Source organism: Mesorhizobium sp. WSM4307, from assembly GCF_007003945.1.
GTDB lineage: Bacteria > Pseudomonadota > Alphaproteobacteria > Rhizobiales > Rhizobiaceae > Mesorhizobium.
Window position 1 is genome coordinate 410,701 of the sequence record NZ_VFTB01000008.1, and the last position, 24,584, is coordinate 435,284.

Consider the following 24,584-nt stretch of genomic DNA (forward strand, 5'->3'; position numbering starts at 1 on the left):
TCTCTCACTCAGCCGCGTAGGAAAGGGGTGAAACTTCGGCGGATGCCGCGCGCTCCATGCGCCGGATGGAGACATGCATCCAGGCAAGGCAGGTGGCGACGATGACGAACAGCAGCATGAAGCAGCTCGACCACACGCCTGTGAGGTCGTTGAGCGCGCCGAAGGCGATTGGCAGGATGAAGCCGCCGAGCCCGCCGATCATGCCCACCACACCACCGACCGCGCCGACATTCTGCGGATAGTAGGCCGGGATGTGCTTGTACACCGCGGCCTTGCCGAGGCTCATGAAGAAGCCGAGCACGCAGGCGACGGCGATGAAGGCGAGCGGGCCGATCTCGAAATGGAAGGCGATCGGCCCGCTAATGCCGCGCACGACGTAGTCTGCCGAGGGGAGAGACAGAACGAGAGTCGCGACGGCACTGACGGCGAACGTCGAATAGAGCACGGTGCGGGCACCGATCCGGTCGGAAAGCACGCCGCCATAGGCGCGGAAGACGCTTGCGGGAATTGAATAGGCCGCACCGATCATGCCGGCGGTCGCAAGCCCGAAGCCGTAGACGCCGATCAGGTAGCGCGGCAGCCAGAGCGACAGCGCCACGAACGCGCCAAAGGCGAAGAAATAGTAGAAGGCGAAGCGCCAGACCTGCACATTCTTGAGCGGCGCGAATTCCTGCCAGAAGCTTCTCGTGGGTGTTGCCTTGCCGGCGCGGCGCTCGCGGATGACGGGATCATCGCCGGTGGTAAACCAGAAGATGGCGGCCATGACGACGAGCGCTGCGGCCCAGATCAGCGCCACCGACTGCCAGCCCCAGGAGAGAAGCACGAAGGGCGCCAGGAACTTGGTGACCGCGGCCCCGACATTGCCGGCACCGAAGATGCCGAGGGCCGTGCCCTGCCTGTCTGCGGGGAAGAAGCGCGAGACATAGGACACGCCGACGGCGAAGGAGCCGCCGGCGAGCCCGACGCCAAGCGCAGCGACCAGCATCTGCCCGTAGGTGTGCGCGAAAGCCAGCAGGAAGGTCGCCGCCGCCGCCGCAAGCATGGTCGCAGTGTAGACCAGCCGTCCGCCAAAGCGGTCGGTCCAGACGCCGAGCACCATGCGCACGAGCGAACCGGTGAGGATCGGCGTGCCGACGAGCAGGCCGAACTGCGTCTCGTTCAGCCCGAGATCCTGCTTTATGCGCACGCCGATGATTGAAAAGATCGTCCACACCGCGAAGCATACGGTGAAGGCGATGGTGGACATCACAAGCGCCTGCCGGGGGGCATTGTCCTGGCTGGGCGGGGCTGGGAGATTTGCGGTCAATGTCTGGCTCCGGTCTGCGGCGTGGGAGGCACCGCGGATATTTTGTGGGTGAATGATCAGCGGCGCGGCATCGATGGATGCAACGAGACCGAGTTCGCGACGGTCAGGTCCTTGCCTTGAATCTTGGCGCCTGTCGGAAACAGCAGGAGCGCGGCGGTGAACAGTGCCGCCGTCAGCGCGCTGCTGGCCAGAAAATCGCGCCGCGTGAAGTCCGCGAGGGACGCGCCAGTTCCGATCCGTTTCGTCATCGTCGTCTCCGTTTGGGCGCCGCTTGGACCGGCGCCGTCGATCTCGCAAAAACAAAAAAGCCGCCGGCCAGGTCTTCGCGCGTCCGTCCATCCGGGATCGCGCATTGACCTGAGCGGCAGCTTTGCCTGTGGCGCCCGCCATTGGACGCCGTATCACTTGGCCCTTGCGGACCTACATTCCGAAATGCAGGAAGCGTGCCAATTCGAGAGCGCCCTGGATTATCGAATGAAATCAATGTGAACCGCAGCCGAACGACTTTTGACCAAGCGCGGCAGCGGATCAAAGATTAGTCAGAATGCCTTGCGCAGCAGCGTAATATTTGTGCAGTGCGATAGGCTGCCTATTGCCGATGCACATTGCCAATTGCCGATGATTGCGCTTTTCGGTCATGGCCTTATTCGGCGGCTGCGACGAAGCGGTGGCGTTCGTAGAGGAATTTCAGCACCGCCTCACGGCAGCGCAGGAAGGTCCGGTCTGAAGAAAGTTCGACGCGCCGGCGTGGGCGCGCCAGCGGCACCGCAAGCACCTCGCCGATGGTCGCTGCCGGACCATTGGTCATCATGACGATGCGGTCGGAGAGCAGCACCGCCTCGTCGACATCGTGGGTGATCATGATCGTCGTCGAGCCCAGCCTGGAATGAATGTCCATCACGGCATCCTGCAGATGGGCGCGCGTCAGCGCATCGAGCGCGCCGAACGGCTCGTCGAGCAGCAGGATCTTCGGCTCCATGGCGAGCGCCCGGGCGATGCCGACGCGCTGCTTCATGCCGCCCGAGATTTCCGCCGGGCGCTTGTCCCTGGCGTGCGCCATCTGCACGAGGTCGAGATTGCGCATGATCCAGTCATGCCGCTCGGCCTTGCTTTTGCTGCGGCCAAAGACTTTCGACACCGCCAGGTTGATGTTCTCGTAGACGGTCAGCCAGGGCAGCAGCGAGTGGTTCTGGAATACCACGGCACGCTCGGGGCCGGGGCTGTCGACTTCCTTGTTCTCGAGCAGCACGGCACCGGCGGACACCTTGGTCAGGCCGGCGATCAGGTTGAGCAAGGTCGACTTGCCGCAGCCGGAATGGCCGATGATGGAGACGAATTCGCCCTTGTCGATGGTCAGCCGGATGTCTTTCAGCACCTCGGTGACCTGGCCGCCGCGGGCGAAGGTTTTGTCGATATGGTCGAGTTTCAGATAGGCGGTCATCGCGCTGTCCTCACTTTGCCGTAGTGCCGCGGGTGACGAAGGCACCGACGCCAGCGACCAGGCGGTCGAGGCAGAAGCCGGTGACGCCGATATAGGCGAGCGCGACGATGATGTCGGGCAGCCGCGACGAATTCCATGCGTCCCAGATGAAGAAGCCGATGCCGACGCCGCCGGTCAGCATTTCGGCGGCGACGATGGCGAGCCAGGACAGGCCGATGCCGATCCTCAAGCCGGTGAAGATATAGGGTGCTGCGGCCGGCACCATGATCTTGACGAAGAACTCGAACGGGTTGAGCCGCAGGATAAGGGCGACGTTGCGGTAGTCCTGCGGGATGTTGCGCACGCCGACGGCGGTGTTGATGATGATCGGCCAGATCGACGTGATGAAGATGACGAACAGCGCCGACGGGCTGGAATCGCGGAACGCCGCCAGCGACAGCGGCAGCCAGGCCAGCGGCGGCACGGTGCGCAGGATCTGGAACACCGGATCGAGGCCGCGCATCGCCCAGATCGACTGGCCGACCAGCGCGCCGAGCGCCACGCCGACCACCGCCGCCAGGCCGAAGCCGATGGCGACGCGCTGCAGCGAGATCAGCACCCGCCAGGCCAGTCCGATATCCTGCGGGCCATTGTCGAAGAACGGATGCGCGATCAGGTCATAGGCCTCGTTCCACACCTGACTCGGCGGCGGCAGGCTGGCGGTCGGTGACGAGCAGGCGACCTGCCAGACGACGAGCAGGAGGGCGATGACGACGGCAGGCGGCACCAGCGCCGTCGCGACCTTGCCGGCAATGGCGAGCGGGTCGATGCGGCGTCGGCTCTTGGCTGTGAACGCAACCAGTTCGGCGGCGGGCTTTGCCGGAAACGCCTTCACCTTGGTGTCCTCGATGGTTTGGATGGACATGTCTTGGAAACACTCCTGGGCGCTGGGCGACAACGGCGCGAGTGCCGTTGGGCCTAAGCCGATGCCTTGATCTTCAGGCTGTCGAGATAGGCGGACGGGTTGGCCGGATCGAAGACCTTGCCGTCGAAGAACGTCTCGACGCCACGCGACGAGGAGGCCGGAATGTCGGCCGCCGCCACGCCGAGGTCCTTGGCCGCCTCGCGCCAGAGATCCTCGCGGTTGACCTGATCGACCAACGCCTTGACGTCGGTGGTCGGTGCGAATTTGCCCCAGCGGATGTTCTCGGCGAGGAACCACGAATCATGGCTCTTGAAGGGGTAGGAAACTCCGCCCTTCCAGAACTTCATGTAGAGATCGGTACCGTTGGCGACGCGGCCATTGCCATAGTTGATGTCGCCCTTGAGGCGGCCGATGATGTCGGCGACCGGCACGTTCATCCATTGCCGCTTGCCGATGATGGCGGCCATCTCGTCCTTGTTCTCCTTGGCCTCGCACCATTGCTGGGCTTCCATGACGGCCATCAGGATCGCCTTGGTGGCGTTCGGGTTCTTCTCGATGAATTCGGCGCGCAGGCCGAGCGCCTTTTCCGGATGGCCTTTCCACAATTCGCCCGTGGTGGCGGCGGTGAAGCCGACGCCCTGGTGGACGAGCTGCTCGTTCCACGGCTCGCCGACGCAGAAGACGTCCATGTTGCCGACCTTCATGTTGGCCACCATTTGCGGCGGCGGCACGACGATGGTCGAGACGTCCTTGTCGGGATCGATGCCGCCGGCGGCCAGCCAATAGCGCAGCCAGAGGTCATGCGTGCCGCCCGGGAAGGTCATGGCGGCCTTCACTTCCTTGCCGGCGGCCTTCTTGGCGGCGAAGGTCTCCTTCAACTTTGAGGCGTCGAGGCCGACACCGGTGCCGGCATATTCCTGCGCGACCGAGATGCCCTGGCAGTCGTAGTTGAGCCGCGCCACGATCGCCATCGGCATGGGCTGGTTGTTCTGCGTCACCTTGCCGGTGTGCATGAGGTAAGGCAGCGGCGTCAGTATGTGGGCGCCGTCGATGCCGTTGGCGGCACCGCCAAGCATCAAATTGTCGCGCGTCGCACCCCAGGAGGCCTGCTTCAGCACCTCGACATCGGGCATGCCGAATTTGGCGAACAGACCCTTCTCCTTGGCGACCATCAGCGGCGCGGCATCGGTCAGCGCGATGAAGCCGAGCTTGGCGCCGGTGACTTCCGGCGCGGCGGTCGCGGCATAGGCGCCCGAGGGGAGCAGCGCACGCGCGGCCGCCAGGGTTGCCGCGGTGGCAGCACCTGCCATCAGAAAACCGCGACGGGTCATGCCCTCAAGAGAGGTTTCAGTCTTGATGCGTTTCGTCATCGTCATCTCCCGTTGGGCACTGCTCGGATCAGCGCCGTCGATTGCGTGTTCGGTCAAAACAAAAAAGCCACCGGCCAGGCCGCGCGCGTCCGTCCATCCGGGATCGCGTGTTGACCTGAGCGGCAGCTTTGCCTGTAGCGCCCGCCATTGGACGCCTGTTACGTGACCCGAGAAGGGTCTGCCTATTGCAATGCAGGAACCGTGCCAGTTTCGGAGCAGATGACAAACACAAATAAAATCAACTATATAGTACAGCTATCGGCGCAAGAACCCGCAGGGTGGACAGGCCAAAGATTGTTCATGGGTGCAAATGCACGCACAATTTTTGTGCAATGCACAATAGTGGCGCGGAAATGATCAGGCTTCCGTGCGGGCCGATTTCTGGCGCGCTATGTAGGTGTCGATCTCATCGGGATCGAAGATCTGGCCGTCGAAGAAACCGTCCGGGCCGAGCACCAGGCCGGCGCCGGTCGCGCCGACCGCGGTGGCGACCTTGAGCGCGCCCTCGACCTTCGCATTGGCCCCGGGAAGCGCGACACCGAGCGGCTTCAGCGCCGAGCGGTAGAGGTCGGGCCGGTAGCAATCCCGGGCGATGGCGAGATTGTCAGGCGTGTGCGCGACATGCCCCCAGCGCACCATCTGCGTGTAGAACCACAGCGCATGGCTCTTCCACGGAAAGTTCGCGGCCTTGTCGAAGGGCAGGAAGAAGTCGTCGACATCCAGCTCCGCTCCGCCGCCCAATCGCAGATGGCCGGTCAGGATCGGCATCTGCACGGCCGGCGGCAAGCCGAGGAAGCGGGCCTGCGCCATCACCGCGGCCAATTCGGCGTGGTTGGCCGGATCCTGGCACCAGCGCGCCGAATGATGCAGCGCGCGCAGCAGCGCCGCCAGAGCCTCCGGTTTCTCGTCGGCCCAGGCCTTGCGCACGCCGATCACCTTCTCCGGGCTGTTGCGCCATATCTGCGCCTTGACGGTGACGATATGGCCGGTGCCGGCGGCGACCGCAGCGCTGTTCCAGGGTTCGCCGACGCAGTAGCCGTCGATGCGTCCAGTGGCGAGCGCGTCGGCCATGAAGGGCGGCGGCACGATGACGATCTCGATTGCGCGGTCGGGATCGATGCCGCAAGCGGCGAGCCAGTAGCGCAGTTCGTAATTGTGCCCGGAATGCGGGTGCACCACGGCAAAGCGCAGCGGTTCGCGGCGCGCGGCCGCCCGATCGCGAATGAATGCGCGCAGGGCCGCGCCGGCGCGCGCGGGATCGAGATCGGGTTGGGCGCCATGCGCCGCCATGCCGGCCCAGACAGCGTTGGAGATGGTGACGCAATTGCCGCCGAGCCCGAGCGAGAACGGCACGATGGTCTCGGAAGCGAGCGGCGTCAGCCCGAGATTGCAGGCGAGCGGCATGGGCCCCAGCATATGCGCGAGATCGAAATGGCCGATAGCGATGCGGTCGCGAATGTTGGCCCAGGACGTCTCGCGGTGCAGCGTCAGCTCAATGTCTTCGCGGGCGGCGAACCCAAGCTCGCTCGCGGCCACCAGCACGGCGCTGTCGAAAAGCGGCATGAAGCCGGCGGTGATCTGATGGCTCATGCTCATTCGTCCTCCGCCGGCCCCAGCAGCCCGGCAGCGGTCACCAGGCTCTGGGCGATGTCGCTGATCTTGCGGTTCTGGTTCATCGCCGTCTTGCGCAGCAGCGTGTAGGCGGCCTCTTCGGAGAGCCCCCGCGACTTCATCAGTATGCCCTTGGCGCGATCGATGACCTTGCGGCTCTCGAGTTCGCTGCGCGCCTCTTCCAATTCGCGCGCCATGCGCGAGAAGGCATTGAAGCGGCTCACCGCCATGTCGAGGATCGGCTTGACACGCTCTTGCCGCAGGCCATCGACGACATAGGCCGACACGCCGGCATCGACCGCGGCCTCGATCGAGGCCTGGTCGGACCGGTCGACGAACATGGCGATCGGGCGCTTCACGGCGCGCGACAGCTGGAACATGTTTTCGAGCATGTCGCGGTTAGGGTTTTCGAGGTCGATGACGATGACGTCGGGTTCGATCTCAGCGATCCGCCGCGCAATGCCGGTCACGTCATGGATGACTGTGACAAGCTGATGGCCGGCCTCGCGCAGGCCGGCCTCGATGATCGAGGCACGGATGCGATTTTCATCGATCACCAGGACGGCTAGGGAGGATCGGACCATGCCTGCATTGTGGGGAAGGCCGCGAAATTGTGCAATGCGGCATAGCCACGTCCTTGAAAGGAATGTGGCCATGCCGCCGCCGAGGACTACGTCCTGTCAGAACGGGGTAAGGCGTGGGTTAGCCGCAAACGCGAACGTCTTCGACCACCCTATGGTGGTGGCGCCAATGCACGACTGTTTCCAAATGGCAGCGATGGTGCCGGTGGTAACGCCGATATTGGCCATAATTATCGTACTGAACGCTCTGGTCGTCCTCATATTGGTTGTCATAGCGCCGGTCATGGTGCCGGCGAATAACAATCCCGCCATTGTCGGAATCGTCTGGTGAATATTGGTTGCCGTCGTCGGACTGGATAATCACACTTGCAGCTTGCGTCGGTTCAATGACCGATGCAGTTGCAGCCAATGCCAAAAGGGACGCTAAAATCAACTTTTTCATTTTGTCCTCCTGCGCGTTCAACACATATAAACTTGACACATAAACTCGCGGGTGACCCGGAGCGTTCCACTGTAGATCTACACGCTTTGCGACGCCGGGGACATCATGGCGTTATCGGCGGAAGCCATGTGGTCCAGGCGAACGAAGGCCGTGAGCGGCAGATGGTCGGAGGCGACGCGCGAAAGCGGCGTGTCATGGGCTTCGACCGCCGCGATCATTCCGTGCCGATTGGTCATGATCCGGTCGAGCGCCAAAAGCGGCAGGTTCGAGGGGAAGGTGGGCACCGCCGGTGGCTGAGGCCCGAACGTCGCGTGCAGCGTGTTGAGCGCCGAGCGGTTGCCGAGCCGCCATTCGTTGAGGTCGCCGAGCAGCAAGGTCGGCTTTTCATCGGCGCTGCTCATGATGTCCAGCACGACACGGGCCTGTTGCGAGCGCGAGTGGCGCAGCAGGCCGAGATGGGCGGCGATGATGCGCAAGGTGCGGTTTCCGTCGAGGTCGATCTCCGCCACCACCGCGCCGCGCGGTTCCAGGCCCGGAAGCCTGATCTGATGCACATCACGGACGACGCCCTTCTTGAACAGGAGGACATTGCCGTGCCAGCCATGGCCCTTGCCGGTCGCTGAAATCGGCACCGGCACCAGGCCGGTTTCCCGCTCGAGGCGGGGCAGGTCGAGAAGCCCGTCACGGTCGCCGAAACGGTTGTCCGCTTCCTGCAGCGCGATGACGTCGGGGTCGATTTCGCGGATGACGCGGCTGGTGCGCTCGGGATCGAATTTGCGGTCGACGCCGATGCATTTGTGGACGTTGTAGGAGGCAACCAAGGTGCCTGTGGTGGCGGTTGCCTTGTGCGCAGCCGCGTTTGCCTTGCGCATCCGCCTGTCGCGAATGGACAAAAGCATGGTTGCCGGGAGGCTGCGTCCGTTCATCCGCACCGTGTGCCTGCCATGCCTGCTGGTCTCACCATGCACCTCAAATAGAGTCTTTGCGCTTATGTTCCATGGCCGACACCAAACTATCCGTCAAACACGTCGTTTTGTTAAAGCCTATCCAGAGATAGGGTGAGCACCCATCTAGAGATAGGGTGAGAACCCATCTAGAGATAGGGCGATCCCAGCCACAGGATGCGGTCGAACAGCCGGATGATGAAGGGGCGGGCCCGCAAGGAGTCCAGCGTGACGGGACTGGCCGTTTCGATTGCCGATCCGATCCGGGCTTCGATCTCGCGGGCAAAGCCTGCATCGAGGACCTCCAGATCGATCTCGAAGTTCAACCGCAGCGACCGGGCGTCGAGGTTGGACGAGCCGACATAGGCCCACACGCCGTCGATCGACAGCAGCTTGGAATGGTCGAATGGGCCCTCCGTGCGCCATATGCGGCAATAATTCTTCAGGATCTGGTCGAATTGCGCGGTCATGGCGCGGTCGACGAGGAAGAGATTGTTGACCGCCGGCACCACGACATCGATCTCAACGCCGCGCCGGGCGGCGGTGATCAAGGCGCTGATCAGTTCGCGGTCGGGCAGGAAATAGGGCGACATCAGGCGGATCGACTTGCGCGCCACCGAGAAGGCGCCGATCAGCAGCTTGTGGTTGGTCTCATTGCTGGCATCCGGCCCGGATGCGACCGCCCGCACCAGCATGGGCTGGCCGGGTGCCGGCGACAGCGGGGCAATTCGCCAGGCATCGCCCTTCAGCGCTTCGTTGGTGGCGAAGCGCCAGTCTTCGGCAGCGACCGAGAACAGGTCGGCGACGACAGGTCCGGTGACCTTGAAATGCGTGTCCCTGGCGCTGTTGGAGCCTGCGAACTCGGCCGAAAAACCCTTGCGGATGTTCATCCCGCCGGTGAAGGCAACGGTGCCGTCGACCACAAGGATCTTCCGGTGGGTCCGGAGATTGGCGTAGGGCAGGCGCAGGCCTATGACGATGTTGCCGTTGAAGACATCGGCGGGGATGTTGGCGCGGCGCAGATGGCCGAGGATGCTGGGAACGGAGTAACGGGCACCGACGGCGTCGATCAGCACGCGAACGGTGACGCCGCGCTGGACGGCACCGGCCAGCGATTCCACGAAAAGCAGGCCGACGGCGTCATTGTCGAAAATATAGGTCTCGAGCAGGACGCTGCGCTCGGCGCCGTCGATCGCCGCGCACATGGCGGCATAGGCCTCGTCGCCAGTCTCCAGCACGTCGATGGCATTGCCCGGGTTGAGGGCGCGCCGCGCCACCCTGTCGCCCAGCGTCCGCAGGCCGGTGAAGCGCTGACCGTAGCGCTCGACGATCAGGGCCTCCTCGGCGGCGATGTCGCGCTCGTCCTTGGCGGATACCGCGTCGCCGGTGAGCGGACGCTGCGCCGTGATCGTGGCGCGGCGGATGCGGTTGATGCCGGCCACGGCATAGATCAGCACGCCAAGAATCGGTGACAGCACCATCACGCCGACCCAGCCGGTGGCGGCGCGCACGTCCTCCTTGGTCATGACGGCGTGGGCGATGCCGACGGTCGCCATCACCACCGAGATGATCGCCAGGATTTGGGTCCAGTGAGTCGCAATGGTCTCGAACATTGCCGGGACTATCCAGCGAGCGGTTGCAGAAGGCAATGCGGCCGGTTCATGCCTCGCATTCGGCGGATGGCGGTTGCCGCCTGGCCGAGGATATCTAGTCCCAGTCAGGGTTTGCACCAATTAATTCCCCCTGAACGCCCGCCTTCGAAAACCAACTTGACACGAGGGAAAGCAAAGAGACGGCGTGGTCCTGCATCGTCCTGTGCTGCCCTTGTGGCCCAAGGCTTCCTGTACTTTGGTATCACATCTGTTGTATATCAGCGGGGACGAAATTAGCGGTATAAAACTTGATCCGAGGCGGGGGGAGCGCCGAATGACGAAATTCAACTTCGAGGGGCCTCCCGTGGGGGATGGCGACCTGTCTGCCGAATGCCAGCGCCAGTTGCTGCCTCCCCTCCGTGAGATCGTCCAGGCGGCGGTCGCGGCAGGCTGGAACCGCGACGATGTCCTTCTGGCCTTTGTCGAACTCACCTGGGATCTGTACGAGAAACGTCGCGGTGATCTGTAGCAGCCGGCCGTAGCCGGTCGGCTCGGCGCCCGTCGTGCCTGGAAGCCGATGTCGGCGCCAAAACAAGAAGCAATGGATTCGCCGAAGCCGCGCCCACGGGTGATAAACGGATCTCAGGGATGGCGAAGATCGGCCATCGCCCTGAAATAGAATGCTCGCCAACTTCGTCGATCGGTCATTTTTTCTCTCTTTTCGCGAATAAGAATTTTTCTTTGCGCATGAGAGTTCTTCCCTAGCCGAGACGCCTGCGTTACGTTGGTTACGGGGTCGGGCAAGGGGATTTCAGGCGGCGGCAGGCGGCTGAGGCGACGCAAATGAAAAATGCGGACGAAGCTCGGGAAAGCGGCGTTTCCCGAGGCGTCGATCGGGTGGCCCGATATGTCCTGGACATCATTCCAGAAAGTGCCGGTCCCAGAAGAGCCACCGCACGTGGCAGCGTCATCCATTCCGTCCGCGGCCCAGGCTCGCAGACGTTCCTGGCCAGGGAACATTCCGCGGGCATCGTGCTGAGGCCCGGGCGCAAATTCAGAGCCTCGCTCGGCAGCGACAGAGTTACAGAATACGATGCGCCGGTCGGATGCCTCATCATCAATCCCGCTGGAGTCGACAGCACCTTCGCCTGGACGCAGACCAGGGAAAACGCTGTCGTTTCCATCTCTCCCGAAGCGCTGTCGGAGCTGGCCGCGCACGAATTCGATCGCTCCGACTTGGAGCTCGAGCCGCCTGCGTTCGGCAAGGTCGACCTGAGGGCGCTCAACATCGCCCAGATGATCACCGCGGAGCTGACCGGCACGCTGCCGCCGAACGAGCTCTACCTGGACTCGCTGCTCACCGTGTTCGGCGTGCATCTGCTGCGCACCTACACCGGCCGCAACAGGCAGGCCGCGTCGCCCAAAGGCGGGCTCTCCGCCGCCGGCGCCCGACGCGTGCGCGAATATCTCGACGAGAATTTCGTGCGGAAGGTCATGGTCGCCGAGCTGGCTTCGGTCGCGGGGGTTTCGCCCAATCATTTCATAGCAAGGTTCGCCAGCACGTTCGGCATGCCGCCGCACCGATACCTGATCAACCTGCGCCTGGACTTCGCGGAAAAGTTACTCGTTGACGGCGAGCTCGCAATCGCCGAAGTCGCCTACCTCGCAGGGTTTTCGGATCAGAGTCATCTGGCCGCGACCATGAAGAAGTACAGGGGCAGAACACCGACCATGACCGGATATGCGCCGGGCAGAAACTGAAAGCCCGGGATGGCAAAGTGGCAACACCTGCCGTCCGATAATCCAAGACCGGAATTTTCTACTAAGCTTCCGGAGTTTTCCAAAATACGTCCGTCGCCACAATGCCGCAGGCATTACGGGAGTCATTCGAAATAGCATGCAGCCTGTGCATTATTCGCCATCTGGCCGGACTGATCGAATGAACCGGAGCGACAATGCGGCCACAGCTCGATCAATCACGAATTGTTTTTGGGGGGAACGGGGAGGGCGGTCTCGGGTTGAATTCCATCTGCGAAATATCAAGGGATCGAAAGATGCGGCCTGATGATGGCCCTTCGGGATCGGCATCCGGACCCGGTCCCGTGCGACAGCCGGCGCTGAACGTGAAAGGCGGCCTTTCCGCCCACAGCGCGCGGAAGGTGCAGGATTTCCTGGATCAGAATTTTACGCGCAAGATAGCACTTGCCGAAATGGCGGCGGTTTGCGGGTTGTCATCCTATCATTTCGTGCGGGCTTTCTCGCGGACGTTCGGGGTGCCGCCGCACCAATATGTCCTTGATCTGCGGTTGGACTTCGCCGAAAGACTGCTTGCCGAAAGCCGCATGACGATCACCGATATCGCCCATTTGAGCGGCTTTTCGAGCCAGAGCCATTTTACTACCGTGATGAAGAAATACCGGCGATTGACGCCTTCGCAGGCTCGCTTCGGCAAGCTTAATTCGAAGCTTAGGTGATATATTGACCGCTTAATTGTTTTACTTTGCCTTATTAAAGCTACAACTAAAGTAACTATCCGTTAACTCCCGCGAAGTTGCCGCGATTTTTTCTGACAAAACAGCAATTTCCTGAAATACGGCAAACCAGAATCATGTCTTTCTGCGAGGGCTGGAATTTGTCAGACATTTGATGACGGCTGGCGAACGGAGAGGGACCATGACCGACAATCACATTTCGAGTGGCTCGTTTGTTCAGCGTCGCACGACGCATTTCGCCAGGCATTGGATTGCGGGGGCCGAGCACGGCTCCCGCTCGGTTCGCCGCCGCCTGATGGCGGTGCTGCGCATGGCGCACCGCGTGCTCGGCATGCGGCGCAACGGATCTGGACTCGGCATGCTCGGCATCGGCAAGATGTTGGCGGCGGCGCTGGGTGCCATCGCATTGGGCAGCATCGCCACGCCGGCATCAGCACAGGTTTTCGGCGGCGGCGGCACGGCGAACGGGGTACGCGGTATCGCGTTTGGATCCGGAGCCGTGCAAAACGGAGCCGACTCGATAGCCGAGGGCACCAATGCCAGCGCCGGCAGCCAGAATGCCGTGGCGATTGGCTTCGGAACGATCGCCTCCGCGATAAATTCCATTTATCTTGGCTCGCGCACCGCCCCAGGGACAGGTGTCACCGCCCAGAGCGCTATCGGCATCGGTACGGATGTCACCGCTTCGCAGGCCGATGCCATCGCGGTCGGACGGTCATCCCTTGCGTCGGCACAATATTCGGTGGCTCTCGGCCTAAACGCGAAAGCCACGGGCACCGGCGGCGCGATGGCGCTGGGCCAGGGCACGATCTCAAGCGGCGTCAACTCGGTCGCGCTCGGTGTTCAGGCCCAAGCCCTCGGGGCTGGCGCCAACGCCTTGGGCACCTTCTCCGTTGCTTCGGGTGGGAACTCCACTGCCCTCGGCACCAGTTCCACGGCCAGCAACAATTATGCGACAGCCGCAGGCTGGGGATCCGTCGCCAGCGGCGCCAATTCCACTGCCGTAGGACGCCAGGCCGCTGCCAGCGGCATAAACGCCTCCTCCTTCGGAACCGGATCGAATGCGATAGGCGACAATTCTCTTGCTGCCGGCGTCAGCGCCAACGCCAGCGGAGTTGGCAGTACCGCACTTGGTATCGGCACCTCTGCCGGCGGCGCCAGTTCGGCGGCCGTCGGCTTCCAGGCCCAGGCCGCCGGCACCAATGCCGCCGCCATCGGTCCCCAGGCAAATGCATCGGCATCAAACTCGGCAGCCTTCGGCAACGTCGCCACGGCTTCGGGCAATTTCGCGCTGGCCTTGGGCAATTCGGCCGTCTCGAGCGGGGTCGGCTCCGTCGCGGCTGGTTCTGGAGCCCAGGCCACGGACGTCTCGACAACGGCGCTCGGTAACAACGCCGCGGCGACCGCCGCAAATGCCAGCGCGCTGGGGTTGGGCGCTACGGCTAGTGGAACGTACTCCACTTCGCTTGGTTCCACCTCCAAAGCCACCGGCGCCCGTGCGTTCGCAGGCGGCCGTTCGTCCACTGCCGGCGGTGACGATTCCATCGCCATCGGCACGTCGGCCGTCTCGACAGGGGCAGGCTCGACAGCAGTTGGAGCGGGCGCGGTGGCACAGGACGTAAACGCGGTCGCCATGGGCACCGCCGCCAGCGCGCTCTCCGCCGACTCCGTCGCGATCGGCACGGGCGCGGTGGCTGACGGCGGCAAGGCGGTCGCCATCGGTTACGGCAACGAAGCCTTTGGTGATGGCGCGGTCGCCATCGGCGATCCGAGCTACGCCAGCGGCACTGGCGCCTTCACTGGCGGCGCCAACAACATCGCCAACAGCGACGGCACGGCGAGTGCCTCCGCGGCCAATATGGCGGCGGGCGCCGTCGCCATCGGCAACAACAACAAGGCTATCGGGCAAGGCTCCGTGGCGCTGGGCAACGGCTCGACGGCGGGTGCCGCCGGCCTCGCCGGCAATGTCGCGCTGGGCGACGGTGCCACCGCGGCGGCAAGCTCCGGCGACGTGGCGCTCGGCTCCGGTTCGGTGACCACGGCGGCGGTCGGCACGCCCAATGCAGTGATCAACGGCACGACCTATGCCTTCCAGGGCACGAATCCGACCTCGACGGTCAGCATCGGCGCGGTCGGTGCGGAGCGCACGCTCACCAATCTGGCGGCGGGGCGGATCAGCGGCTCCTCGACCGATGCGGTGAACGGCTCGCAGCTCTTCGCCACCAACCAGGCGGTCGACGCCATCGGCACGACGCTCAACAACATCAATGTCGGCGGCGGCATCAAGTATTTCCATGCCAATTCGGCCTTGCCGGATTCCCAGGCCCTTGGAACCAATTCCGTCGCTGTCGGACCCAACGCCGTGGCCAACAATGCCGGCGATGTGGCGATCGGCCTGAATTCCACGTCAGGAGCAACGACCAATGTCGGCGGAGCGACGATCGGCGGCGTGAACTACACCTTCGCCGGTGGCACGCCGGCGGGCGCCTTCTCGGTCGGGTCGGCTGGCGCCGAGCGCCAGATCCAGAACGTCGCGGCCGGACAGTTGAACGGCGGCTCGACCGATGCGGTCAACGGCTCGCAGCTCTTCGCCACCAACCAGCAGGTGACGGCCAACACCACGGCCATCGCCAATATCGGCAGTGGCGTCACCAATCTCGGCAACACGATCAGCAACATCGCCGGCGACACCTCGACCGCCTATACCGACGCCAATGGCATAGGCATCCGCTACGCCCGCACCAACGAGGCCGGACTGGCGCAAACCGATTCCTTCGCGCAAGGGATCGGCTCCACCGCCGTCGGCTACCAGGCGACCGCGACCGGTGTCAGCGGGCTGGCGCTCGGCCGCGACACACTGGCCAGCATCGACGGCAGCGTGGCGCTTGGTTCGGGTTCCGTATCCGACCGGGCCGTGGCGCCCGCCACCGGCCAGATCGCGGCCGGCCCATCCAACTTCATCCAGTACAACACCACCGACAAGACGCTGCTCGGCGCCGTGTCGGTCGGCACCGCCTCGTCCTACCGCCAGATCACCAATGTCGCCGACGGCACGCAGGCGCAGGATGCCGTCACCGTGCGCCAGCTTCAGGGCGCAATCGCTTCCGTATCGGTCACCTCGACCAAGTACTTCCACGCCAATTCGGCGGCGGGCGACTCGCTCGCGGTCGGCGCCGAGTCGGTCGCGGTCGGCCCGACGACGGTCGTCAACGGCGATAACGGCATCGGCATCGGCAACGGCGCCATCGTCGACCAGACCGCGCCCGGCGGAATGGCCATCGGCCAGAATGCCCATGTGATGCTGGCCGACGGGCTGGCGCTCGGCACCAATTCGCTGGCGTCCGGCATCCAGTCGGTGGCGCTCGGCGCCGGCGCCCAAAGCACGTTCATCAACAGCGTCGCGCTGGGCGCTCAGTCCGTCACCACGGTCGGCGCCCAGACCGGCTACACGGCCTTTGCGCTCACCGCCCCGCAGACCTCGGTCGGCGAAGTGTCGATCGGCGGCGCCGGGGCCGAACGCAAGCTCACCAATGTCGCGGCGGGCTCGGCCAACACTGATGCCGTCAACGTCTCGCAGCTTAAGGGCGTGTCGCAAAACATCAGCAACCTGTTCGGCGGCGGCACCACGGTCAATCCCGACGGTTCGATCACCGGCCCGACCTATACGATCCAGGGCAACAATTATTCGACCGTCTATGACGGGTTCACGGCCGTCAACAACGCGCTGACCAACATCAGCAATGGCGGCGGCATCAAGTATTTCCATGCCAATTCGACGCTGGCCGACTCCACCGCCAGCGGCACCGACAGCGTGGCGATCGGGCCGGCCAGCGTGGCCAGCGGCACCAACAGCCTTGCCGCCGGCAATGGCTCGACAGCCACGGGCCAGGGCTCGGTGGCGCTCGGCCAGGGCGCCAAGGCCAACAACGCCAATGACGTGGCGCTGGGTTCGGGCTCGGTGACGCAGGCCGCCGTCGGCACTTCCAGCACCGTCATCAACGGCAAGACCTATGCCTTCGCCGGCACCACCCCGACCGGGACCGTCAGCGTCGGCGACGCCGGCGCCGAGCGCACGATCACCAATGTCGCCGCCGGACGGGTCAACGCCGGCAGCACCGACGCGATAAACGGCTCGCAGCTCTACGCCACCAACACGGCGGTCGAGGATTTGAAATCGGGCCTTGGATCGCTCACCCAGAATGCCGTCACCTATGACACCAATCCGGACGGCAGCAAGAAGAACAGCATCACGCTGCAGGGTGGCGACGTCAACGCGCCCGTGGTCATCTCCAATGTCGGCCCCGGTGTTGCCGGCACCGATGCGGTCAACGTCACCCAGATGAACAACCGCGTCGATTACGCCATCAACACGTCCAACAGCTACACCGACAAGGTGGCCGCCACGACCTTGCAGCAGGCCAACAACTATACCGATCAGAAGCTCAGCCAGCTCAATACCGACATCGACGGCATACGCGACGAAGCCCGCCAGGCGGCGGCGATCGGCCTTGCCGCGGCCTCGCTGCGCTACGATGACCGGCCCGGCAAGCTGAGCGTCGCGGCGGGCGGCGGCTTCTGGCGGGATTCGAGCGCCCTGGCCTTCGGTGCGGGCTACACCAGCGAGGACGGCCGCATCCGCGGCAACGTGTCGGGCACGGCCGCCGGCGGTCATGTCGGCGTCGGCGCCGGCATCAGCTTCACCTTGAACTGAGGCAGGAATGAAAGGACTTGCCGTACTGACTTGCCTGGTGCTCTGCGGCGGCCTCGCGCCGGCCGCGGGGCAGGTGGCGTCGCCCTACAGGATCAAGCCTTCGGATGTGGTGCTGCCGCCCGACGTGAAACTGGGAACCTATCAGCGGACGATCCGTCCCTTCGAAAACTGGACGCTGATCTGCGACGAGAACCTCAAAGCCCGCAAGAAGGTCTGCAATGTCTCGCAGGTGATCGAGGATACCTCGGGCAAGATGGCCTTCAGCTGGTCGCTTGCCGCCACGCAGGACGGCAAGCCCTACATGATCGTTCGCACCGCGCCGAACGCCAGGAGCGACGGCCTGGTCTCACTGAAGTTCGACGGGCGGGACCAGGCGATCGACGTCCACCTGAACGGCTGCAATGAAGTGGTCTGCGTCGGCATGCTGCCGGTCGGCCCCGTCATGCGCCAGCAGATCTCGCAGAATGCGACGCCGGCGATTTCCTATCCGACCGTCGACGGCAAGACGATCACGGTGACCGCAGCAACTCTCAAGGGGCTGACGGCAGCCCTTTCGCCACTCAAATGACCGGGGCAGCACAATGAGCCAGCAGGACCAGTTCATGTCCGCAAAACGCAGCAGCCCGGCCGTCGAGGCGGATCGGCAGCGGCTCGTCGAACCGACGCGGCGGCGATGGCCGCGCGTCATCGGATTTTCATTGTTGGGGCTTGCCGTGGCCGGCCTTGGCTTCGCCGCCGGGAACTATGCCGCGATCGCCAATCTGGTCGGCAGCGCGACGGCCGCACAGGCTGAGACAGCCAACCCGGCGCTTCCGGACACGCCTTTCCTCGAGCATGTCAAGCAGGCCGGGGTGCAGGCCTGTTCGACTATCTATCCGGTGCTCGGGCAGATCTTGACGACAGGCACCAAATACAGCGTCAAATCCTTGTGGAACGATCAGGCCGCCGACAAGCATGCGGTCCAGGCCTTCGTCGGCATGGACTATGCGACGGAACGCTATAGCGGACCTGCCGCGGGCGTCGTTTTCGCATCGCCCACCGCTTCGGGTTGCGAAGGGACGATGGTGCGGGTGGCGCCGTTCGCCAGCCCGTGCGCCGATCTCCCGTCCATTCTTCCGCAAGGCAGCAAGATCACCGACCATCTCGGGCAGGTCGAGGTGTACGAGCTCGGCGGCAATGCGGGTGAGGCCCTTCTCTTGCCGACAGGCAAAAGCTGCGTGGTGATCTCCGTCGCCTCGGCGGCGAAGTAGGCAATTCGACCGGATCAAGGAAAGGGGTGCCGACCATGAGATTACGGGCTTTGGCAGTTTTGGGCTTGACCTTGTTGTGGAGCGGACACGTCGTCTCGGCCGACCTGGTGGCACCTTCGGAACCGCAGCAGGAGGAAAAAGGCATCTGGGCGGCCATCGCCTATTCGCAGTCCGACAGCAAATACGGCTTCTTCTGGGGCGCCGACAAGCGGCAGGAGGCGAAGGACATCGCGCAGAAATATTGCGAGAACGCCGGCGGCAAGGCCTGCAACGTCGTCTCCGTCTTCCGCAACCATCGCCATTGGACTGATGACGACGAGACCGGCTTTCCCTACAAGCACTGCGGCGCGCTCGCCCTGGCCGACAAGGTCGAGAACCGTTTCACGCCCTGGGGCGTGAATTCGGCCGAGACCCGCCGGGAGGCCGAAGACCTTGCCTTGCAGGCATGCGAGGCGTCAGGGGCCAAATGCAAGATTCGCGAATGGGTCTGCACATGAAGCGTGGCCTCAAGGCCGCCTGCGCATACGGGGCAATCGCATTCTCGTTGATGTCGCCAGCGTCGGCTCAACAAAAGGCCGCGGCTGCTCAAGATGGACCGTCATCGTTGCGCGAAGTCTATGAGGATTGGAGCGTGGCCTGCTCTGTCCAGGAGAATGCGAGGGTCTGCTCGCTTTCGCAGGACCAGGTCCAGAAGAATGGCCAAAGGCTGCTTGCCATGGAGATACAGAGGCGCGCGGACGGGTCGACGACGGCCACCCTGCTTCTGCCCTTCGGCATCCTGCTCGATCCGGGCGTGACGCCGCAGATCGACGATCAGCCGCCATTGTCCCCGCAGCGCTTCAGGACCTGCCTGCCGACAGGCTGCATCGCGGTGTTTTCCATTGACCGATCCGTGCTCGGAAAGCTGAGGGTAGGCGAGGTGCTGAAGCTCAATGTCACGACAGATGCGGACACGCCACTGACATTCCCGGTGTCGCTGCACGGCCTGACCGCGGCGCTCGACCGCATGGTCGCGTTGAGCGCACGGTAGGGACAAGGACCTGCGATGCAGCTTGGGCCGCCTATGACTATTTTTCCCGCATCGCCCGGCGGAAGTTCTGCGTGATCGGCTCGGCAAGGTAGGAAAGCACTGTGCGGGCGCCCGTCCGGATCATCGCCTCACTCGACATGCCGGGCAGCAGCTTGCGACCCTCCAGCTTGGCGAGTTCGTTTCTGTCGATCAACACGGTCGCGGCGAAATAGGGTGCGCCGCTGCGCTCCTCCACCATGCGGTCGGCCGACACGATCTCCACGACGCCGTCGAGCGGCGGCAGATTGTAGCGGGCGAAGGCCGGGAAGCTGACGTGCGCGGGCTGTCCGGGAGCGATCGTCTCGACATCCTCCGGTTTGACCATGGCCTCGACCACGAGTTGTTGTCCGAGCGGTACGATCGTCATCAACGTCTCACCGGGTTTCACGACGCCGCCAGCCGTGTGGACCTTCAGGTCCATGACGATGCCGTCGACTGGGGCGACGACATCGGTACGGGCAAGCACGTCCCTGGCGGAACGTTCCTCCTGTCTAAGATCGAACAATTCCGCTTCGACCTTGCTCAACTCGTCGACGGCCTCGTTCAGCCGCACTGTGCCGAGGTTCAAGATTTGCATGTCGATCTCGGCCATGGCACTTCTGGCGCGGGCGATCGCGGCGATGTTGGTGGCGCGATCGCCCTCGATCTCCTGTTGTTGGCGCCTGAGCAAAAGGTTCCGTTCGCGCGTGGTCAGCCCCTTCGCGAGCAGGGTCTCGAGATCTTTGGTTTCACCCTCGATCGCGTCGATCTGCCTGTCCTTGGTGACGATAAGCTGCTCCAGTCCTGTTATCTCTTCCGCGGTCTGGCGACGGCGCTGATTGAGAATTTCCTGCTCGTCCGTCAAGTTGTGATGCTTGGCCGCGAACACGTCACGCTGCGCGGCAACCGCGTCCTTCGCGGCGGTGGCGGGGTTTGCGAGCAACGCCGGGTCAAACGCGATCTCGTCTTTGCCGTCGCGCTCGGCCCTGAGGCGCGCGGCCAGCGCCTCGCGCGTGGCGATCCGGTTCTGGATCAGGTCGAGCTGTGCCTTTGCCTGGGTGTCGTCGAGCCGGACGAGGACCTTGCCCGCCTTGACGATATCACCGTTGGCGGCATCGAGCTCCGCGATGATGCCGCCCTCAAGGTGCTGGATGAGCTTGCGGTCGCCGGCGACCTTCACGACGCCCGGGGCCACCGCGGCGCTGTCCAACGGCGCCAGGGCCGCCCAGCCCCCGGCCACGCCGAAGAACAGGAACAGGATGGCGAAGCCGGTGTACGTCACGCCCGTAAGACGCAGGGGGACCGGTTCCAGCAGGGAGGGAGGCGGGAGGGGTAACGGCACGACGTTCAATTCCGGGGAACGGCTCATGCTTCCTTGACCTCTTTGATTTCTTTGATTTCCTTGACCACTTCGAAGGTTGGCGGCTGGGCTGCTTTTGGCATCTTGGTCACCTTGCGGGTGCGGTTGGCGAGTTCGTTGAAGACGTAGTCGCGCGGGCCAAAGAGGTCTTGCTGGCCGCGATAGAGGACCAACACCTTGTCGACCTTCTCCATGATGTTCGGGCGGTGTGCGATCAAGATGATGGTCGTTTGCGTCGCCTTGGCGGCACCGATGGCGGCGGCCAGTGCCTCTTCGCCCTCTTTGTCGAGGTTGGAGTTGGGTTCGTCGAGGATAAGGAGCGCCGGGTCGCCGTAGAGTGCCCGCGCCAGCCCGATGCGCTGGCGCTGTCCGCCCGACAGCACCGCGCCGGCTTCGCCGATCTCGGTGGCGTAACCCTTCGGCAGTCCTTTGATCAGTTCATGAACTCCGGCCAACTCCGCGGCCTTGACCACGTTGTTGAAGACCGCTGGGCTGAGCTTCGCGAAGCGGCAGATGTTTTCGGAGACGGTACCTGCGAAGAGCTCGATGTCTTGCGGCAGGTAGCCGACGTGACGGCCCCGATCCTCCGCCGCCCATTGGGCGACGTCCATGCCGTCGAGCAACGCACGGCCTGCGGATGGGCGCCAAGCGCCGGCCAGTATTCGCGCCAGACTCGTCTTGCCGGCCCCGCTCGGGCCGATCAACGCCATCACTTCGCCCGGGCTTAGCTGGAAGCTGATTCCTTTCAGAATCGGCTCGCCGCCGCCCTGCCGGGAGAGTGCGATGTTGTCAGCCTCAAACTTACCTTTCGGGCGCGGCAACGGCAAGGCCGGTGTGGCCTCCGGATGCTGTCCGGCGACTGCGGTGAGCCGCCGGTAAGCGGCACGCGCTCCGACCGTCGCCTTCCACGTGCCGATCGCCTGTTCGACCGGCGCCAACGCGCGGCCCATCAGGATGGAGGCAGCGATCATGATGCCCGCTGAGGCCTCGTTCCGCAATACAAGATAAGCGCCGAGGCCGAGGATGGCCATCTGGAGGGCCTGACGGAAGGAGCGCGCGATGGCCGAGATGGTGCCGCCCCGGCTGCTGGCGCGGGATTGTCCGTCGTTCGCCTCGTCCTGGTGGACCTTCCAAACTTCGAGCAGGGGCTTCAACATACCCATGGCCTGGACGACCTCGGCGTTACGGATCGCCGCCTCGGCCTGCGCGTAGGCCCGCGACTGCGCGCTACCGGCCTCCGTCAGCGGCTTGCGTGTGATGTACTCGTTCAGCAACGCCAGTGCGAACAATACAATCCCGCCGCACAATGCCAGCCAGCCCAACCAAGGGTGCATGAGGAAGATAGCGGCGAAGAAGATCGGTGCCCAGGGCGCGTCGAGGATCGGATAGATGCTCGGGCTGGTGAAGAAATTTCGCACCTGGTCGAGGTCACGCAGCGGGCGGGAGGTAGCCTGCCCGGGCGCTGCGGCGGCGTATTCTACCGATGCGGTCAGGAGAACCGGCGCCAACCGCGCGTTCATCCACGTTCCGACTTTGCCGAGCAGCCGCTGGCGCACCACTTCTAGTGCCGCCATTGTCGCGAGCGCCGTCGCCGCCATTAACGTCAACACGACCAGTGTCTCGGTGCTGTGGCTGCCCAACACGCGGTGGTAGACCTGAAGCATGTACAGCGCCCCGGTCAGCATCAGCATGTTGATGCCGCCGCTGAACCAGATAAGTGGCCGGATGGCGCGTCTGGCCTCTTTCATCACCACCTGCAGGGCAGAGGGATGCGGGTTAGCTGGTTTCACCATCTTATGTCTCTGCTCTGCGTGGGGTTGCAGGAGGTTCCACTTACGCCCGGGAAATTCCGTGCCCCGACGGAGTCGTCGATACGCGCGAGGCACGCGACTATTTCTACAGGGGGAGGGGAGGCAGCTTTAACTGCCTCCCCTTGGTTCAGTGCTTAGACGATGTAATCGTTGCTGATGGTCACTGGGATGTGCTGCGTTGCAGTCGGATCGCCGTCCGCGTCTGCCAGTGCGAAGCTGAAGTCGAGGTTGGCGTTGAATGTCCCACTGGTCTGCTGCACAAACCCGATGTCCACGATCTTCAGGACATCGTTATCGGTCGGGTCCCAAGCCGTCAGGTTGCTGGTGGCATTGCTGCCGTGACTAGCTCCGATGCCCCCTTCCAGGTTGATGGCGCTACCCTGCAACCCGTTGGCGCTCTGCATGATCTGGATGCCCTGTATCTGGTAGGTCTCGCCAGCGACCGTGTAGTCGTTCTGTTCGATGATGAGCAAGGCATCGTTGTTATCGAGCGTGAATTCGTGGTTGTACGGGGCGGGGACATTGGCGTTCCCTTTGATCAGGTCCGAGTTCTCCACGTTGACCGCCCTCGTTATCTCGTTCCCGTTGGCGTCCTTCAGGTCGAGGATCAGGACCAGGTCTTCACTGCTGCCGATGCCGTCGAACTTGATAACAACACCACTGGCCTTCGCGGTCGGGTCAATCCGCTCCGTGCCACCGTCGGTGGCCTGCGGGTTTACATCCGGCAGGATGTTCTCCGTGAAGAACCGCAATGTCAGAGCTTCGCCCTTCTGGATTGTATCACCGGCGACCCCGTTTGTTGCCTGGGTTGCCGACACCCAGTCCTCGTGGGTGTTGGTGATCATGTCGTGGGTGGCACCGCCGTTGTTGAACGTGGTGTCACCAACGGTCGCTCCGTCGCCGGTCGAGTTGAAGCCGAACCCGATGGAATTGGTTGTCGAGTTTGCGGTGAACTGCACGAAGAACGGATCCGGATCGCCGTTCGGCGTCAGTTGCTCCGCGACGATCAGCGGGTGTCCCGTGTTGCCGATGGGTGCCTTATTCACCAAATCGCTGGTGTGCAGCACGTCGAAGCTGAACCCCTCGATCAGGTCGGTCAGGGTGAAGGCGTAGGTGTCGGCAGCCTTGTCGAAGACGAGAGTGCCGGCCGCCGTAGCGTCCTGCACGCCAGCCGTGATCGGATCCTTGTCGTAGTGGAACGAGAAGTCAAACGACGCAGATGAAACAGTCTCACCCGTGAGGGTTGCGACCGCTTGGGTGATGCCGGGGGTCTGCGCGTTGTCTACCGTACCCGTCAGGGTGATCTGCACACCTGCGAGGGTATCGTTGATATCGACAAAGTCGCTAGCACCCGCCGCATATTCTGCAACCGTGTGCTTGTCCACCATGTCGTACCCGAAGGTCCCGCTGGCCGTCTGTCCCACCGCGTTGCCCAGATGCTCGGGGGTTTGGATGCCCTGGGCAACGGGATCGGCGTCGAACGCAGCCGTGATCGTCGGATCGGTGTCGTCGAAGGTCAGCGACAGCCCCGAACTGGCGCTTTGCGACGACACGACGTCGTTGTCGCCGTCCGTCACCGTCACCGTCGACACCACGTTGATCAGAGTGCCGAGGTCGAGGGTGTTGTCCTCGCCGACGCCTTGCGGCGCGTTCGAGTGCTCAAGGGCAACCAACGACGTCAGCGTCACCGTCGTGCCAGACAGCGTCACCGTGAACGCCGT

Annotated in this window: 20 protein-coding genes and 1 pseudogene; 8 read left to right on the top strand and 13 right to left on the bottom strand. The window is 63.8% G+C overall.

What is annotated here, in order from left to right; all coding sequences use genetic code 11:
- Window positions 1-4 precede the first annotated feature (4 nt).
- From FJV83_RS21680 to FJV83_RS21725, 10 genes are all read right to left on the bottom strand, one after another.
- Window positions 5-1,246, bottom strand: a complete 1,242-nt coding sequence (locus tag FJV83_RS21680; protein ID WP_179295813.1) for a nitrate/nitrite transporter — start codon at window positions 1,244-1,246, stop codon at window positions 5-7.
- Window positions 1,247-1,362: 116 nt separating this feature from the next.
- Window positions 1,363-1,554 (bottom strand): twin-arginine translocation signal domain-containing protein, encoded by a 192-nt coding sequence (locus FJV83_RS21685; protein ID WP_095772748.1) that lies wholly within the window; start codon window positions 1,552-1,554, stop codon window positions 1,363-1,365.
- A gap of 395 nt (window positions 1,555-1,949) precedes the next feature.
- Entirely contained in the window at window positions 1,950-2,747 is a 798-nt protein-coding gene (locus FJV83_RS21690; RefSeq protein ID WP_095772700.1) for an ABC transporter ATP-binding protein, read from the bottom strand.
- Between the two features lie 10 nt (window positions 2,748-2,757).
- The gene (gene ntrB, locus FJV83_RS21695; protein ID WP_095772701.1) at window positions 2,758-3,651 is read right to left on the bottom strand and encodes a nitrate ABC transporter permease; all 894 of its coding nucleotides are present in this window, start codon (window positions 3,649-3,651) and stop codon (window positions 2,758-2,760) included.
- A 53-nt stretch (window positions 3,652-3,704) separates the two neighbouring features.
- Window positions 3,705-5,021 carry a CmpA/NrtA family ABC transporter substrate-binding protein gene (locus tag FJV83_RS21700; protein WP_095772749.1) on the bottom strand — a complete coding sequence of 439 codons (1,317 nt, stop codon included), beginning with the start codon at window positions 5,019-5,021 and terminating at the stop codon, window positions 3,705-3,707.
- Window positions 5,022-5,378: 357 nt separating this feature from the next.
- Window positions 5,379-6,617: a CmpA/NrtA family ABC transporter substrate-binding protein gene (locus FJV83_RS21705; RefSeq protein ID WP_095786925.1), complete on the bottom strand. Its 1,239-nt coding sequence runs from the start codon at window positions 6,615-6,617 to the stop codon at window positions 5,379-5,381.
- Complete coding sequence (locus FJV83_RS21710; protein WP_032931485.1) at window positions 6,614-7,216, bottom strand: ANTAR domain-containing response regulator; 603 nt, start codon at window positions 7,214-7,216, stop codon at window positions 6,614-6,616. The genes FJV83_RS21705 and FJV83_RS21710 overlap by 4 nt, the downstream gene beginning before the upstream one ends.
- Window positions 7,217-7,334: 118 nt before the next feature.
- Window positions 7,335-7,655 carry a hypothetical protein gene (locus tag FJV83_RS21715; protein ID WP_142884452.1) on the bottom strand — a complete coding sequence of 107 codons (321 nt, stop codon included), beginning with the start codon at window positions 7,653-7,655 and terminating at the stop codon, window positions 7,335-7,337.
- 77 nt (window positions 7,656-7,732) lie between these two features.
- The gene (locus tag FJV83_RS21720; RefSeq protein WP_246691903.1) at window positions 7,733-8,527 is read right to left on the bottom strand and encodes an endonuclease/exonuclease/phosphatase family protein; all 795 of its coding nucleotides are present in this window, start codon (window positions 8,525-8,527) and stop codon (window positions 7,733-7,735) included.
- Window positions 8,528-8,748: 221 nt separating this feature from the next.
- Entirely contained in the window at window positions 8,749-10,212 is a 1,464-nt protein-coding gene (locus tag FJV83_RS21725; RefSeq protein ID WP_142884450.1) for a phosphatidylserine/phosphatidylglycerophosphate/cardiolipin synthase family protein, read from the bottom strand.
- Window positions 10,213-10,525: 313 nt separating this feature from the next.
- On the opposite strand from FJV83_RS21725, the gene FJV83_RS21730 reads away from it, so the two are divergent.
- The 8 genes from FJV83_RS21730 (at window position 10,526) to FJV83_RS21765 (ending at window position 19,674) form a co-directional block, all read left to right on the top strand.
- Complete coding sequence (locus tag FJV83_RS21730) at window positions 10,526-10,720, top strand: hypothetical protein (RefSeq protein ID WP_095772704.1); 195 nt, start codon at window positions 10,526-10,528, stop codon at window positions 10,718-10,720.
- 314 nt (window positions 10,721-11,034) lie between these two features.
- Window positions 11,035-11,952: an AraC family transcriptional regulator gene (locus tag FJV83_RS21735; RefSeq protein WP_142884449.1), complete on the top strand. Its 918-nt coding sequence runs from the start codon at window positions 11,035-11,037 to the stop codon at window positions 11,950-11,952.
- A gap of 194 nt (window positions 11,953-12,146) precedes the next feature.
- Window positions 12,147-12,665 (top strand): AraC family transcriptional regulator, encoded by a 519-nt coding sequence (locus tag FJV83_RS21740; protein WP_142884448.1) that lies wholly within the window; start codon window positions 12,147-12,149, stop codon window positions 12,663-12,665.
- Window positions 12,666-12,864: 199 nt separating this feature from the next.
- Entirely contained in the window at window positions 12,865-17,394 is a 4,530-nt protein-coding gene (locus FJV83_RS21745; protein ID WP_142884447.1) for a YadA-like family protein, read from the top strand.
- Between the two features lie 7 nt (window positions 17,395-17,401).
- Window positions 17,402-17,962, top strand: a complete 561-nt coding sequence (locus tag FJV83_RS21750; RefSeq protein ID WP_095786920.1) for an invasion associated locus B family protein — start codon at window positions 17,402-17,404, stop codon at window positions 17,960-17,962.
- Between the two features lie 13 nt (window positions 17,963-17,975).
- On the top strand, window positions 17,976-18,644 hold the full coding sequence (locus FJV83_RS21755) for a hypothetical protein (RefSeq protein WP_095786919.1): 669 nt from the start codon (window positions 17,976-17,978) through the stop codon (window positions 18,642-18,644).
- A 35-nt stretch (window positions 18,645-18,679) separates the two neighbouring features.
- Entirely contained in the window at window positions 18,680-19,141 is a 462-nt protein-coding gene (locus tag FJV83_RS21760; RefSeq protein WP_142875526.1) for a DUF4189 domain-containing protein, read from the top strand.
- Window positions 19,126-19,674, top strand: a complete 549-nt coding sequence (locus tag FJV83_RS21765; protein WP_095792715.1) for an invasion associated locus B family protein — start codon at window positions 19,126-19,128, stop codon at window positions 19,672-19,674. The genes FJV83_RS21760 and FJV83_RS21765 overlap by 16 nt, the downstream gene beginning before the upstream one ends.
- 37 nt (window positions 19,675-19,711) lie before the next feature.
- Here the strand turns inward: FJV83_RS21765 and FJV83_RS21770 are convergent, their stop codons facing one another.
- The 3 genes and pseudogenes from FJV83_RS21770 to FJV83_RS36500 all read right to left on the bottom strand — a co-directional run.
- Window positions 19,712-21,061: an HlyD family type I secretion periplasmic adaptor subunit gene (locus FJV83_RS21770; RefSeq protein WP_142884446.1), complete on the bottom strand. Its 1,350-nt coding sequence runs from the start codon at window positions 21,059-21,061 to the stop codon at window positions 19,712-19,714.
- Complete coding sequence (locus FJV83_RS21775; protein WP_142884445.1) at window positions 21,058-22,845, bottom strand: type I secretion system permease/ATPase; 1,788 nt, start codon at window positions 22,843-22,845, stop codon at window positions 21,058-21,060. Before FJV83_RS21775 ends, FJV83_RS21770 begins: the two co-directional genes overlap by 4 nt.
- Window positions 22,846-22,997: 152 nt before the next feature.
- Window positions 22,998-24,584: pseudogene (locus FJV83_RS36500) on the bottom strand (hypothetical protein); the annotation flags it as partial.